Origin of the sequence: Nocardia amikacinitolerans (assembly GCF_900215415.1) — a bacterium.
Lineage (GTDB): Bacteria > Actinomycetota > Actinomycetes > Mycobacteriales > Mycobacteriaceae > Nocardia > Nocardia amikacinitolerans.
On the sequence record NZ_OBEG01000005.1, the window covers coordinates 74,767 to 88,301 of the forward strand.

General features: G+C 69.8%; 13 protein-coding genes. 6 read left to right on the plus strand and 7 right to left on the minus strand.

All coding sequences use genetic code 11. From position 1 onward, the window contains the following. Nucleotides 1-59 precede the first annotated feature (59 nt). Nucleotides 60-1,175 carry an NAD(P)-binding domain-containing protein gene (locus tag CRP45_RS22390; protein ID WP_097246789.1) on the minus strand — a complete coding sequence of 372 codons (1,116 nt, stop codon included), beginning with the start codon at nucleotides 1,173-1,175 and terminating at the stop codon, nucleotides 60-62. Between the two features lie 90 nt (nucleotides 1,176-1,265). Here CRP45_RS22390 and CRP45_RS22395 point away from each other — a divergent pair, with 90 nt between their 5' ends. The 5 genes from CRP45_RS22395 (at nucleotide 1,266) to CRP45_RS22415 (ending at nucleotide 6,139) form a co-directional block, all read left to right on the plus strand. After that, nucleotides 1,266-1,994 carry an enoyl-CoA hydratase gene (locus CRP45_RS22395; RefSeq protein WP_067785463.1) on the plus strand — a complete coding sequence of 243 codons (729 nt, stop codon included), beginning with the start codon at nucleotides 1,266-1,268 and terminating at the stop codon, nucleotides 1,992-1,994. Beyond that, entirely contained in the window at nucleotides 1,994-3,136 is a 1,143-nt protein-coding gene (locus CRP45_RS22400) for an MBL fold metallo-hydrolase (RefSeq protein WP_097247175.1), read from the plus strand. Before CRP45_RS22395 ends, CRP45_RS22400 begins: the two co-directional genes overlap by 1 nt. A 51-nt stretch (nucleotides 3,137-3,187) precedes the next feature. Further along, nucleotides 3,188-3,433, plus strand: a complete 246-nt coding sequence (locus CRP45_RS22405; protein WP_067785460.1) for an antitoxin — start codon at nucleotides 3,188-3,190, stop codon at nucleotides 3,431-3,433. A gap of 54 nt (nucleotides 3,434-3,487) precedes the next feature. Further along, nucleotides 3,488-5,854 (plus strand): ATP-dependent DNA ligase, encoded by a 2,367-nt coding sequence (locus CRP45_RS22410; protein WP_097246790.1) that lies wholly within the window; start codon nucleotides 3,488-3,490, stop codon nucleotides 5,852-5,854. A gap of 105 nt (nucleotides 5,855-5,959) precedes the next feature. Then, nucleotides 5,960-6,139, plus strand: coding sequence for an antitoxin (locus tag CRP45_RS22415; protein WP_245910338.1), 180 nt, complete (start codon nucleotides 5,960-5,962; stop codon nucleotides 6,137-6,139). A 43-nt stretch (nucleotides 6,140-6,182) separates the two neighbouring features. Here CRP45_RS22415 and CRP45_RS22420 read toward each other — a convergent pair whose 3' ends face one another. Then, on the minus strand, nucleotides 6,183-6,830 hold the full coding sequence (locus CRP45_RS22420; RefSeq protein ID WP_097246792.1) for a cysteine hydrolase family protein: 648 nt from the start codon (nucleotides 6,828-6,830) through the stop codon (nucleotides 6,183-6,185). 183 nt (nucleotides 6,831-7,013) lie between these two features. On the opposite strand from CRP45_RS22420, the gene CRP45_RS22425 reads away from it, so the two are divergent. Continuing rightward, a complete protein-coding gene (locus CRP45_RS22425; protein WP_179830973.1) occupies nucleotides 7,014-8,258 on the plus strand; it encodes a lipase family protein in 1,245 nt (414 codons plus the stop codon). 310 nt (nucleotides 8,259-8,568) lie between these two features. Here the strand turns inward: CRP45_RS22425 and CRP45_RS22430 are convergent, their stop codons facing one another. The 5 genes from CRP45_RS22430 to CRP45_RS22450 form a co-directional block, all read right to left on the minus strand. Continuing rightward, complete coding sequence (locus CRP45_RS22430) at nucleotides 8,569-9,204, minus strand: DUF8020 domain-containing protein (protein ID WP_067785450.1); 636 nt, start codon at nucleotides 9,202-9,204, stop codon at nucleotides 8,569-8,571. Nucleotides 9,205-9,516: 312 nt separating this feature from the next. Then, nucleotides 9,517-9,840 carry a WXG100 family type VII secretion target gene (locus CRP45_RS22435; RefSeq protein WP_097246794.1) on the minus strand — a complete coding sequence of 108 codons (324 nt, stop codon included), beginning with the start codon at nucleotides 9,838-9,840 and terminating at the stop codon, nucleotides 9,517-9,519. Beyond that, on the minus strand, nucleotides 9,837-10,349 hold the full coding sequence (locus CRP45_RS22440; protein WP_097247177.1) for a YbaB/EbfC family nucleoid-associated protein: 513 nt from the start codon (nucleotides 10,347-10,349) through the stop codon (nucleotides 9,837-9,839). The genes CRP45_RS22435 and CRP45_RS22440 overlap by 4 nt, the downstream gene beginning before the upstream one ends. A 270-nt stretch (nucleotides 10,350-10,619) precedes the next feature. Continuing rightward, nucleotides 10,620-11,357: an energy-coupling factor transporter transmembrane component T family protein gene (locus tag CRP45_RS22445; RefSeq protein ID WP_067785441.1), complete on the minus strand. Its 738-nt coding sequence runs from the start codon at nucleotides 11,355-11,357 to the stop codon at nucleotides 10,620-10,622. Beyond that, nucleotides 11,354-13,492 carry an ABC transporter ATP-binding protein gene (locus tag CRP45_RS22450; RefSeq protein ID WP_097246796.1) on the minus strand — a complete coding sequence of 713 codons (2,139 nt, stop codon included), beginning with the start codon at nucleotides 13,490-13,492 and terminating at the stop codon, nucleotides 11,354-11,356. Before CRP45_RS22450 ends, CRP45_RS22445 begins: the two co-directional genes overlap by 4 nt. Between the last annotated feature and the right edge of the window lie 43 nt (nucleotides 13,493-13,535).

Sequence of the window (13,535 nt, forward strand, 5' to 3'; positions counted from 1 at the left end):
GCCGAGGGTGAAGTCGGATTTCTGAGTCGCGACCCGGCGGCGATTTCGGGGTCGCGGTCTCAGCGGCGGTCGCCGATGCCGAGAAAATCCGTCAGCTCGACGGCGGCGGCGCGGCCCGCGCGGTTCGCGCCGATGGTGCTCGCCGACGGGCCGTAGCCGATCAGATGGATGCGCGGATCGACGGCGACCTGCGTCGCGAGTCGCCCGGTCATGGTGATCCCGCCGCCGGGTCCGCGCAGCCGCAGCGGGGCCAGATGGTCCAGCGCGCTGCGAAACCCGGTGGCCCACAGGATGACATCGGCCCGCTGGAAAGTGCCGTCCGCCCAGCGCACGCCGTCGGGTTCGACGTGGTCGAACATCGGCCGCCTGCGCAGCACGCCGCGCGCGTCGGCCGCGCGCAGCCGATCGTCCCAGCGCAGGCCGGTCACCGAGACCACCGAGCCGGGCGGGAGCCCGTTGCGCACGCGGTCCTCGACCATCGCCACCGCGGCCCGGCCCGTCTCGTCGGTGAACTCCGCGTCGCGGAACACCGGTTCGGTCCGCGTGACCCAGGTGGTCGCGGTCACCTTCGAGATCTCATCGAGCAACTGCACAGCGGAGATGCCGCCGCCGACGATCACGATGTGCTTCCCGGCGAATTCCTCGGCGGTGCGATAGTCGCGCGTGTGCAGCTGACGGCCCGCGAAGCTCTCCTGCCCGCGGTAGCGCGGGATGAAAGGCCGCTCCCAGGTCCCGGTGCCGTTGATGAGCCCGCGGACCCGGAGCGTGCCCGCGCTGTCGGTCTCCGCGTTGAGCACAGTGCCGCGCCCGTCGCAGCGCTGCCCGTCCTCGGTGCGGTCGCAGACCACGTCGACCGACACCTGCCTGCGCACCCGAAGATCGAAGCGCTTCTCGTACAACTCGTAATAATGCGGAACGGCCGTGGCGGCGGGTGCGCTCTCCGAGCCGGGCGGCAAGGTCTCGGCGAACGACATGCCGGGCAGGTCGTGCACCCGGTTGACGGTGGTGAGTGTCAGCGAGGGCCAGCGGAACTGCCAGGCGCCGCCGGGTCCCGGTGCGTGGTCGACGATGAGAAAATCGCGTTCGGGGCGTAGTCCGAGGCGGCGGAGGTGGTAGCCGGCCGAGAGTCCCGCTTGACCAGCGCCGATCACCAGGATGTCGAAGTCGGTCGGCACAGCCGCCGATCGTATCGCCTTCGGCGTCTCCCGCCACCGCCTGTGGCAGAGTGAGAGTAACCAAACGACACGTTCAGTTGGGGAGGATGCATGCTCGGTGTTAGCCGAGATGGTGATGTCGTCACCATCGAATTACAACGCGAGGAGCGACGCAACGCGCTCAACAGCGAACTCGTGACCCGGCTACGCGAGGCCGTCCTAGCCGCCGTCGCCGATGGCGCACGGGTGATCGTGCTGACCGGGCGCGGCCCGATCTTCAGCGCGGGCGCCGATCTGTCCGGCGTCTACTCCGACGATTTCCTCTCCGGCCTGCTCGACATGCTGCACACCATCGAGTCGGTGCCGGTGCCGGTCATCTCCGCCATCAACGGCGGCGCGCTCGGCGCGGGCGTGCAACTCGCGCTCGCCTCGGACCTGCGGGTGATCGCGCCGGAGGCCTACATCGCCATTCCGGCCGCCAAACTCGGCATCACCGTGGACCGCTGGACCGTGCGACGGCTGGTCTCGCTGATCGGCGGTGGCCCGGCGCGCACCGTTCTCATTGGCGCCGAACCGATTCAGGCCGCCGACTGCTACTCCTTCGGTTTCGCCAACAAGATCGGCACTCTGGCCGACGCGCAGGCGTGGGCCAAGTCGATCGCGGATTTGGCGCCGCTTTCGCTGCGGCACCTGAAGCTGGTGTTCAACGACGACGGCACCCGCGATCCGGAGTCCGCGCAACAGCGCGCCGCTCTGGAGGCCGCGTGGACAAGCGCCGATGCTCAGGAGGGGCGTGTGGCACGGCAGGAGAAGCGCGCGGCGAAGTTCGTGGGGCGATGATGCGTATCAAACGACTGCTCGGTTACGCGGCGGGCGCGGTCGGGCTCACCTGGGTGGTGCGGGCCGCGTGGGACATACCGTCGTCGATCGGCGCCTCGATGTCGGCCATCCATCCGTACGCGACGGGGTCGGCGAGCTACCGCAATCGCCAATTCCACAACACCGAGCCGAGCACCCAGATCGTCGCGGGTTCGGTTCCCTCCCTGCTGTATTCGGCGTTCACCAAGCGCAATATCGGCCGCCCGCGCGGGGTGGTTCCGCTGCAAAAGCCGCAGCCGCCCGCCGAGGCCGCCGATCTCGCGGTGACCTGGTACGGCCACGCGTCGGCGCTGATCGAGGTGGACGGATACCGGATTCTCACCGATCCCGTATGGAGCGAACGGGTTTCGCCTTCCCCGCTGATCGGGCCCGCGCGGCTGCATCCGGTTCCGGTGCCGCTCGCGGAACTTCCGCAGGTCGACGCGGTGATCATCTCGCACGATCACTACGACCACCTCGACAAGGAGACCATCCGGGCGCTGGTGGTCGGCCAGTCCACGCCGTTCCTGGTGCCGATGGGCATCGGCGCGCACCTGCGGCACTGGGGTGTTCCTGAGCATCGCATCGTCGAATTGGATTGGGGCGGTTCGGTTTCCCTCGCCGCCCTCGGCCGCGAACGGGACGGTACCGATCTGGTGCTCACCTGCACCGAGGCCAGGCACTTCTCCGGCCGCGGATTGGTCAGGAACACCACGCTGTGGGCGTCCTGGTCCATCGTCGGCCCGACTCGGCGGGTCTACTTCGGCGGCGACACCGGTTACACCAAGGCGTTCGCCGAGGCGGGCGCGGCGCTCGGTCCCTTCGACCTGACGCTGCTGCCGATCGGCGCGTACGACGAGCGCTGGACCGACGTGCACATGAACCCGGAGGAGGCGGTGCGCGCGCACGCAGACCTGTGCGTCGGCGATCCCGGCCACGGCCTGCTCGTGCCGATCCACTGGGCCACGTTCAACCTGGCCTTCCACGGGTGGTCGGAACCGGTGCACCGGATGGTCGCCGCGGCGAAGGAGGCGGGTACCTCGGTCGCGGTGCCGATGCCGGGACAACGCTTGTTGCCGCATGCGCTCCCTCCCGGCGATTCCTGGTGGGAAAATGTAGGTTGACCTGTCGGTATCTCCGACATCCCGATTGGCGACAGGAAAGGAACGACGGCGATGAGCCTGGCGGACACTTTGAAAGGCCTGGTCGGTAAGGGAAAGGACGCGGCGGCCAAGAACGCCGACAAGATCAACCAGGCGGTCGACAAGGCCGGTGACTTCATCGACCAGAAGACCCACGGGAAGTACACGGACAAGATCGAGAAGGGCAAGGAGGCCGCCAAGAAGGTGGTTCCGCCCGAACACCCCGGCCAGCCAGGGCAGCCCGGCCAGCCGGGTCCGGGGCCGACGCCCAATCCCTGAGGACGCACGGCCGGGGACCGCCCACCTGTCGGTCCCCGGCCGTACTATCGAGTAATGGTGTCCCGCCGTGCATTCGGTGGTGGTCCGGGCCGACCGAGTATCGAGGTCGAACTCAGCAATCTCGACAAGGTGCTGTATCCGGCGACCGGGACCACCAAAGGCGAGGTGATCGCCTACTACGCGGCCATCGCCCCGGCGATGCTGCCGCATATCGCCGGGCGCCCGGTGACCAGAAAGCGCTGGCCCAACGGGGTCGACGAACCCTCCTTCTTCGAAAAGAACCTCGCCGAACACGCGCCGTCCTGGATCGAGCGCCGCACGCTCGCGCACTCCGATCGGCGGGTGGCCTATCCGCTGATCGATTCCGAGGCGGGCCTGGCCTGGATCGGGCAGCAGGCTTCGCTGGAAGTCCATGTGCCGCAATGGCGTTTCGACGGCGACGAGATGGGCCCGGCGACCCGGATCGTCTTCGATCTGGATCCGGGGCCGGGCGTCGGTCTGCCGGAATGCGCGACGGTCGCGCTCGCCGTGCGGGAGATGGTCGAGGGGATCGGACTGCACGCGTTCCCGGTCACCAGCGGCAGCAAGGGCATTCATATCTACGTTCCGCTGGACCGGGTGCTTAGCCCCGGTGGTGCGTCGACGGTGGCCAAACAGGTGGCCACCAATCTGGCGAAGCTGCACCCGGAGCTGGTCACGGCGACGATGGCCAAGTCCGTGCGGCGCGGCAAGGTCTTCCTTGACTGGAGCCAGAACAACCCGGCCAAGACCACCATCGCTCCCTATTCGATGCGCGGCCGCGCCGAGCCCAACGCCGCCGCGCCACGCACCTGGGCCGAGATCGAGAATCGAAAGAAGCTGCGGCACTTACGTTTCGAGGAAGTGCTCGCGCGCTGGCGAGACGACGGTGACCTGCTCGCCGAGCTGGACCCGCCGGACTCCCGTGGCGGCACCGACGCGCTGAGCAAGTACCGCTCGATGCGCGATCCGGCGCGCACACCGGAGCCGGTGCCGTCCGCGCCGCCCGCCCCGAGTGCCGGAGACCGGTTCGTGGTGCAGGAGCATCACGCGCGCAGGCTGCACTGGGACGTCCGGCTCGAGCGCGACGGCGTGCTGGTGTCCTGGGCCGTCCCGAAGGGTCCGCCGACGTCGTCGCGGCAGAACCGGCTCGCGGTGCACACCGAGGACCATCCGCTGGAGTATCTGCACTTCCACGGCGAGATCCCGAAGGGGGAGTACGGCGCCGGGGAGATGACCATCTGGGATACCGGCACCTACGAGACCGAGAAGTGGCGCGACGACGAGGTGATCGTCCGCTTCCACGGCGAGCGACTCACCGGCCGCTACGCGTTCATCCAGACCAACGGCAACCAGTGGCTGATGCACCTCATGCGCGATCAGCAGCAGGAGGCGGAAGAGGTTGCGGATGAACAGGATTCGGCCGCGTCCTCGAACGGTTCTCGCGGCAAGCCCGGCGCCGCGGACGAATCGGCCGCCGAGGCGCCGATCGCGACGGCCGCACCGCCGGGCGGTTCCGCGCCTTTTCCCCGCGGTCTCGCGCCGATGCTCGCGATCTCCGGCGACGTCGCCGAGCTGGACGACGTCGAATGGTGCTTCGAGACGAAATGGGACGGCTTCCGGCTCATCGCCGAGATCGATTCCGGCGCGGTGACTTTGCGCAGCCGCGCGGGCAACGTGGTGACCTCCCGCTACCCGGGTATCGGCGTGCTGGCGAAGGAGTTGGACGGACACCGTGTCGTGCTCGACGGCGAGGCGGTGGTCTTCGACGATCACGGTGTCGCGAATCTGGGCCTGCTGCAAGCGGATGCGGCCCGCGCCGTCTTCGTCGCGTTCGATGTGTTGTATCTGGACGGCACTTCGCTGGTCCGCAAACGCTATTCAAACCGTCGGCGGGTGCTGGAGGCGCTGGCCGCGAACGCGCCGTCGCTGCGCGTGCCGCCTCGGCTGGACGGTCCTGGCGCCACGGCGCTGCGCTACAGCCAGGAGCACGGTATGGAGGGCGTCGTCGCCAAGCGCAGGGATTCGGTGTATCTGCCGGGCAAGCGCGGACATTCGTGGGTCAAGCAGCGCAACTGGCGCACCCAGCGGGTGGTTGTCGGCGGCTGGCGGCGCAGCGAGGCGCGCGAGTTCAAGTCGCTGCTCGTCGGCATTCCGTACCAGGATCGGCTGATCTACGTGGGCCGGGTCGGCACCGGTTTCGACGACGCGGGCATGCGGGACCTGGCCGAACGGCTGCGCAAGCTGGAACGCAAGACGAGCCCGTTCGACAATCCGCTGTCCGCCGAGGAGCGCAAGGAAGCGGTGTGGGTGTCGCCGAAGATCGCGGGCACCGTGCGCTTCATGAACTGGACCGAGACCGGACGGCTCTGGCATCCGGGCTGGGTCGGCGAATCCGGTTGACGCCCGCGCTGTGACGGCGATCGCCAGGAGTTAGCCAGGCCGGTCCGGCGTTGGCTGGGTATCGTGAATCCGCGGTTGTTTCGACACGAGAACGGGGAGTACACGGTGGACTTCAAGAACCTTGCCGCCAAGGCGATGGACCTGGCCAAGCAGAACGCGGACAAGGTCGACACGGTGATCGACAAGGCGGGCGACCTCGTCGACAAGAAGACCGGTGGCAAGTTCGCGGGTCAGGTCGACACGGCCCAGGACGCCGCGAAAAAGGCCATCCGAAAGGAAGGCTGACCGATCCCCGTCGTCCCGGCGCGCGCCGGGACGACGGCACGGGTCACTCCTTCTCGCCCGCCAGCAGCGGCGTGATGGTCGCGGAGTCCGTCACGATCGCATGCCCCTGGAACTCGAAATCCGCGTAGTTGCGCGCGATCGCGTCCTGATCGCGGCCGCCGCACGCGTCGCTGATCACCACCGGGATGAACCCGAGGTCGGTGGAGTGGGCGATGGTCGGCGCGATGCCGATCTCCATCGCGACGCCCATGATGGCGTACGCCCCGATGCCGAGGTCCCGCAGCGTGCTCGCCAGCGGCGTGCCCTCGAAGGCCGACATCGAGGTCTTGTCGAAGACGACCTCGTCGGGCCGCGGCCGCAGCTCCGGCACCAGCTCGAAGGCCGGGGTGTCGCGCTGGAGAATGGATTTCAGCTCGTCGACCGAGTCGACACCCTGCCAGGACATCGCCATCCGCAGCGCGAACTTGCCGCTGAGCCGGTGCGGCAGGAAGAAGTGCCGCAGGAAGATGACCGGGTAGCCGCCGCGCCGCGCCGCCTCCACCACGGGCACCACCCGCTGGATGATCTCGGGGCCGTCCGGCAACTGGGAGAGCACGCCCACCTGCATGTCGTAGACGATCACCGCCATCCGGTCCGGACCGCACACGTCGGCGAGCCCCTCGGGAATGTCCAGTCCGTTGCCGTACCGCATGGTCAGTCTCCTTTTCGAATGCGCTTCGCCCTGCTCGCTTGGCGGCGATTCGGTTGCGCTGAGGGAACTTTCGCACCACTGTAATCACGGGCGCCAAGGATGTTGCCGGGCGGCCGCCACGGCAGTACCGTCGAGTATGTCGAGGCCAAGGTCGGGTGCGCCTCGGTGAGCGCTGGAGCTGGGATGAGCACGAAATACGGTCGTCCGTTCCCGGCTTTCGGCGTGCTTCTCCGGGGATTCGCGGTCGCCGCGATGGTTTCGCTCAGTCTGCTCGCCCATGCCGCACCGAGCGCGGCGATCCCGCGGCCCGACGCCGACCCGTTCTACGCCGCGCCCGCCGACCTCGCCGACTACCCCGCGGGAGCCGTCACCCGATCGCGGCCGATCGCGCTGCTCGGTCTGCCGCTACCGGTTTCGGCCTGGCAGGTGCAGTACCGGACCAACGACGCGGGCGACGCGCCCATCCCCGGCATGGCCACGGTGATGGTCCCAAACCTGCCGTGGTTGGGCCAGGGGGAGCGGCCGCTGCTGTCCTATCAGGTGCCCGAGGACAGCCTCGGCAGCCACTGCGCGCCCTCCTACGCACTGCGCGGCGGCTGGGAACTGAGCGGCGTGACCACTTACATCGACACGCCTTTCATCGCGGACGCGCTGCGCCGCGGCTGGGCGGTTGTGGTCAGTGACTACGAGGGGCCGTGGTCCCGCTTCCTGGACGGGGTGAACTCCGGGCGCGGTGTGCTCGACGGCATCCGGGCGGCACGGGCGTTCGGCGCGGGCGGCGTCGGGCCGGCGAGTCCGATTGGCGCGTACGGGTATTCGGGCGGCGCCTTCGCGACGCTGTGGGCCGCCCAGCTGCAACCGGACTACGCACCGGACGTCCGGTTCGCGGGCATCACCTCCGGCGGCGTGCCCGCCGACTGGCCCGCCATCGCGCGCGGCGTCGACGGCGGCGTGCAGGCCGGCCTTGCGTTGCTGATCGTGCTCGCGATCGCCCGCGATCACCCGGAGTTCGGCGTCGCGGAGCTGCTCAACGAGCGCGGCCACGCGATGCTTGCCGAGGACGGCTCGGCGTGCGGGTCGGACCTGGTGCTGAAGTACATCGGCGCGCGCGTCGACGACTTCGCGATCGAGCCGGACCTCTTGGCGCACCCGGCGTTCCGCGCGGCGACGGACGCGCAGGAGCTGGGCGCGAGCGCGCCGCGGGTACCGGCCTACCTCTACCACAGCATCACCGACGACGTGATTCCCGTCGCGGGCTTCACCGCGCTGCTCGACCGCTACTGCGCGCTCGGCGCGGACATCACCTTCGCGCATTCGACGCTGCCCGGGCACAATCCGACCGCGATCGTGGAGGCGTTCGGGGCGATGAACTATCTCGCCGAGCGGTTCGCGGGTGTGCCGGTCGCGGCGGGGTGCCACGCGCGCTGAGCCGTGTGCCCCCGGCGTCGTCGAGCGTCGAGTTGTGGTCGCGAACTTCATCGGCGCGGCTGACACGGAACGGCGCCCGGCCCGAGATAGTCCGGAGCGACAGTCACATAGCCCGCGGCCGCGAAAAGGACTGTCCGCGCCAGGTCGGTCTCGGCAGGACGAAGGTCGGCGCGGTGTCGAGATCGCCGACTCGGTGGTGCCCGCGGTGCTCGCCGAGAACTTTGCCGCACACGAAGAGCGGCGCGCACCGACTCGAGGGGTCGTCGGTGCGCGCCGCGTTCGGAAAGGGTGGCTCAGCCGGGCGTCCGGCCTACTCCGCCCACTTGGTGGTGCCAGGCTGGCCTGCCAAGGTGCTGATCAGGTCGATACCGGCGACCAGCAGCGTCGGACCGCCCACCACGATGGTGCCGATGATGCCACCAACCGCCGCACCCGCGATCACGCTGGCGATCACGCCGGGACCGGCGACGATGCCGGTCAGTCCGATGAGAGCGCCGAGCGCGGTGCCGATGAAACCGCCGACCGCGGTGGCGATTCCGAACTGGGAGATGAACGCGTCCATCGCCTTCTGGTTCTCCGCGGGCGAGGCGACGGGGATCGCCTGGGCCGGGCGCGCCTGCGCGACGTTCTTGACCGCCGTCAGCTCCAGCACCCGGCCGCCGTCGCGGATCTCGTGCGGCAGCGGGAATTCCAGTCCGTCCTGCCGGACCGAGAGCGGCAGGGTGAGGACCGCGTTTCCGGCGGAGTCGTTGATGTCCACGGAGTTGCCCGTCAGCTCGAAGGAGCCATCCGTGAGTGTGGTGATGATCTTGTCGCCGACCAGCTTCGCCTCGTACCCGATGTTCGGGACGGGGGCGGCGGCCGGTTGTGCGTGCACAGTGCCCGCGCCGACGGCGACGGCGGCGACGAGCGGTACGACGGCCGCGGTGATCTTGCGGAGAATCATTTCCGAAGTTCCAATCTGCATCAGGTTTTCATGCCCTACGAACAACCCGCACGCCGAAAAACCTTCCCCCTCAACACGTGCGGAGCCTTGATGTGATCTAGAGAACAGCTGCGCCGACTGTCACATTACTGGGCGATTGCTTGTTTGGAACCCGAAATCGGGGGTAATCATTGGTCTTATCGGGATCGGTTGCCCGGCGGTCGCCTAATTCGCTATGCCACTCGGTTATATGGGCACGTCAAAGCCCATTCTGCGAGCAGCTGAAGGTTTGCTACAACACCTGATACGCGACGCGCCGAGGGGTGGCGCGCCCTATTCGACGGAGTTCCTGATCTTTTCGAGCGCCTTGGCGTTGAGCTCGTCCTGCTGCTGGAAGGCCGACGCGATCGCGTCGACTCCGCCGCTGAGCGCCTCGATCGACTTGCCGAGTCCCTTGATGCCTTTCATGCCGTCCTCGGCGCCCGGCGTGTACTCCTTGGCGAAGTTCTGGCCGATCTCGTCGCCGCCCCAGCACTCGCCCTCGGCCGCGACCGTGGTCTGCACGTTCCGGACCGCCTCGAGCACCTTTTCCGCGGCCGCGGCGAAGCCGGGCTTGGTGGAGCGAAGGGCATCGGGGTCGACCTGCAAGCTACTCATCGCCCCTCCAGGTATCCGCGGTTGCGGTAGTACTCGTCCTCGTCTTCGTCGTCCATCCCCGCGGGCTGGACCGTGGCCTCGACCGAGGCGGGTTCGGGGAACAGCGAATTCATCAGGTCCTTGATGCTCGGCGCGCCGGGCACCAGATCCGGCAGATCGGGAATGTTCGCGCCGACCTGCTCGAACGCGCCGAAGGCCCGCTGTGCTTCCTCGCTGGCCAACCGAGCGGCGGCCTGGGTCGCCTCGGTCATCGCCGCGGCGAGCTTCTGCGGCGTCGAGCGTTTGAAGGCGTCCGGCTCGATGTGCACCTCGACCGGCACGCCCGCGGAGTTGCTGGTGACCCGGACCAGGTTGTCCGAGGACCACGCGGTGACCGTTGCCGCGGCCAGCCGTGCGCTCGTCTCGGCCAACTCCCTGCGCTGCTGCTCGAAAACTTCCATCAGGTCGTCGATCTCGCCGCGCAGCGCCTCGTTGCGCGCCAGCTGCGCCGCGCGTTCACTGTCGGCCATCGGCCACCCCCGCTCGTTCGAGTTCCGGTCCGTCATGGATTTCGACGCACCGCGCCGAAGATCGGTTCCCCTCAGTCTGCCGTGTCGCGCTTCGCCCCGTCGTCCCGGCCGCTCTCGCTCGGAACCTCGGCCGCCGCTGCGCGCTCGGAACCTCGGCCGCCGTGATCTGCTCGGAATCCCGGCCGCCGCGATCTGCTCGGAATCCCGGCGGCCGTGACCCGCTCGGAATCCCGGCCGCCGACGCCCGCTCAGTTCGACGCGGCGCCCCGCTCAGAGCAGTACGTCGAGCAGCACCGAGCCCGCGCACACGAGCACGACGAGGCTCAGCGCGACCGCGTCGCGGCGGCCCGGCGCGCTCGGCCGCGCGGTGAGCTGCCCGGTGCCGCCGCGGGCGGTGATGGCCTCGCCGAGCTCGGTCGCTCGGCGGGTGGCCACGGCCATGGCCGCGGTGAGGATGTCGATGATCGGGCTGTCGGACGCCCGGTCGAGCAGCCGGTCCTTGGGCCGCAGTTTGCGCGCCGCGCGCAGCACCCGGATCTCCTCGAGCAGCAGCGGCAGTCCGCGCAGCGTCAGCGCCACCACCACGGCCCACTCGTCCACCGGGATCTTCAGTTTGCGCAGCGGCGCGCCCAATTTGGCCAGGGCAGGGGCGATCTCGCCCATGGGCGTCGTCCACGCGATCAAGAACGAGGCGGCCACCAGGATCAGGCCGAAGATCAGCACCTGGGTGTAGCGCAGCACCGCGGCGCCGCCCACCGGGAGGTTGATCAGCGCGCCCGCGCCGAGCAGCGCCCAGAACCACCACGGCAGCCTCGGCAGCGTGCCGAGCGGCAGCCGGGCGAGCAGACCGATCGCGAGCAGGAAGACGACCATCGCGCCGAGCACCGGCCAGGTCGGCCACACCATCAGCAGCACGCTGATCAAGAACGCGGCGATCATCTTGGTGCCCGCCCAGAGGTTGTGCACCGGGCTGGACACCGGGACCTGACGAAGCAAGACCGTGCTCACTCGGCACCTCCGTGTCCGAAGCGCCACGCCGCGTCGCCCGGCCGCGGCGGTGCGGCCGATCGCGGGTCGCGGTGCGGATCGATGCGATGCGCCACGGGCGCGGCGTCCGTGACCGGCTGCGTCTCCAGGATGCGACCCGAGCTCAGGTGCACGGTGCGATCGCACACGGCCGCCATGTCGGCCACGTCGTGCGAGATGACGATCAGCGTCAGCCCGGAATCGCGCAGCCGGGCAAGCAGTTCCACGATGTCGGCGCGGCCCTCCGGATCCAGTCCGGCCAGCGGTTCGTCGAGCACGACGACCTGCGGGTGGCTGGCCACGATGGCGGCGAGCACCACGCGCTTGGCCTGCCCGCCGCTGAGTTCCTCGATGGAGCGGGCGGCGAGCGCGCGGTCGAGGCCGACCGCGTCCAGAGCCCGGCCGACCGCGCCGGACCCGGTGGCGCGCCCGCCCCAGTCGGAGATCTCCGCGCCGACCGTCTGCTTCTGCAATTGCAGCCTGGAGTGCTGGAAGGCCAGCTCCACCCGGCCGATCTGGCGCGTCACCGGACGGCCGCCGAGATCGCAGCGTCCCGAGGTCGGGTGGATCAGGCCCGCGATGATCCAGGCCAGCGTCGATTTGCCGGACCCGTTGCCGCCGACGACGAGCAACGCCTCGCCGCGGCGCACGACCAGGTCGACGCCGTGCAGCGCGGGCGCCTCCCACGGCGTGCCGCGGTTGTAGGTGTGCCGGACGTCGCGCAGTTCGAGGATCGTCTGCCCGACGGGCCTGCGCCGGGTGTCGCGCACCGGCTGCGGCCAGAAGGGCAACCGCTCGACGGTGCGGCCGCCCGCCAAGTGCACCACGCGGTGCGCGGCCGCGGCATCGGCCTCGTGGTGAGTCACCAGCACCACTGCCATCGGGTGGCGGCGCGGCAGTTCGCCGAGCAGCGCGACGAGTTCGCGGCGGCCATCGGGATCGATCATCGAGGTGGCCTCGTCGGCGATGAGCAGCGCGGGGCGGCGGGCGAGCGCCGCAGCCACGGCGAGGCGCTGCTGCTGTCCGCCGGAGAGCGTCGCGGTCTCACGGTCGCCCATGCCCGCAAGGCCGACCTCGCCGAGCAGTGCCTCGGTGTCGACTTCGGCGGCCAGATTCGGAGGGAGCCCCCAGACCACGTCGTCGGCGACCAGAACGCCCAGGGTCTGGCTTTCGGGTCGTTGCAGCACCAGGGCCGTCCCGCCGAGGTGGCCCAAGCCCGCGGAGCCGGGACGTTCCACCGTGCCCGAGGTGGGCGGCAGACCGGCGAGCAGCCGGGTGAGGGTGGACTTGCCGGAGCCGTTGTGGCCGACGATCGCGACGAACTCGCCGACCCGCACGCTCAGGTCGATGTCGCGCAGCGCGTCGGTGTGCGCGCCCGGGTAGCGGAAACCCGCCGCGTGCAGCGTCACCGGGAGCGGCGCGATCGGTCGATCGTCCACCGGCGCGTCGAGCCGGTCCCTGGTGGGCAGCCAAGCCAGCCGGTCCAGCACCGAGCCGAGCACGAACCAGGAGAACAGCGCGCTCACCACGACGCCGAGCAGGACGCCACCGCCGACATAAACCCACCACCAGGTGAGCACCGCATCGGTCAGATCCGCCGCGGCGCGCCCGAGCGGCTCCAGCGTCGGCTGTCGCGCGGCGATCCGCTGCACGCCGTTCGCGGTGTTACGGATGGTGTCGAACAGCAGCTCGCGGGTCCGCCCGGCCACCAGCAGCGACCCGACGCTGAACGCGCCCCACAGCGCTCCTGCCAGCACCGAGAGCACGAAGACCGAGATCAGCCCGCCGCCGCGGCGCTTGACCCCGCCGATGATGCCGCCGATCGTCGCCGACCCGACCACGCCGAGCGCGGGCATGACGCCCGCCGCGACGAAGGTGACCAGGGTGGCCGAGGCGGTCGCCGTGACCAGCGCGCGCGGCCGGTAGCGGTGCGCGAGCATGCCCATCGGCACGGCCGCGACGATTTGCAGGGCGGCTGCCAGCGGAACCACGGATCCGACGGTGACCAGCCCGACCGTCACGCCACCCAGCACCGCACCGGTGGCCAGTTCGATCGGGCGCAGCGCCCCGCGCTCCTCGACACCGGTCCGGCCGTCGGCCGTGGGCAGATCACTCACGTGACAAGTCTGCCAGGGGCGGCGGCGCAGGGCCGGTCCGCCG

Bases quoted from the DNA above. Each gene is read 5' to 3' on its own strand.
- CRP45_RS22395 (WP_067785463.1), top strand. From the start codon at position 1,266: ATGCTCGGTGTTAGCCGAGATGGTGATGTCGTCACCATCGAATTACAA.
- CRP45_RS22400 (WP_097247175.1), top strand. From the start codon at position 1,994: ATGCGTATCAAACGACTGCTCGGTTACGCGGCGGGCGCGGTCGGGCTC.
- CRP45_RS22405 (WP_067785460.1), top strand. From the start codon at position 3,188: ATGAGCCTGGCGGACACTTTGAAAGGCCTGGTCGGTAAGGGAAAGGAC.
- CRP45_RS22410 (WP_097246790.1), top strand. From the start codon at position 3,488: ATGGTGTCCCGCCGTGCATTCGGTGGTGGTCCGGGCCGACCGAGTATC.
- CRP45_RS22420 (WP_097246792.1), bottom strand. From the start codon at position 6,830: ATGCGGTACGGCAACGGACTGGACATTCCCGAGGGGCTCGCCGACGTG.
- CRP45_RS22425 (WP_179830973.1), top strand. From the start codon at position 7,014: ATGAGCACGAAATACGGTCGTCCGTTCCCGGCTTTCGGCGTGCTTCTC.
- CRP45_RS22430 (WP_067785450.1), bottom strand. From the start codon at position 9,204: ATGATTCTCCGCAAGATCACCGCGGCCGTCGTACCGCTCGTCGCCGCC.
- CRP45_RS22435 (WP_097246794.1), bottom strand. From the start codon at position 9,840: ATGAGTAGCTTGCAGGTCGACCCCGATGCCCTTCGCTCCACCAAGCCC.
- CRP45_RS22440 (WP_097247177.1), bottom strand. From the start codon at position 10,349: ATGGCCGACAGTGAACGCGCGGCGCAGCTGGCGCGCAACGAGGCGCTG.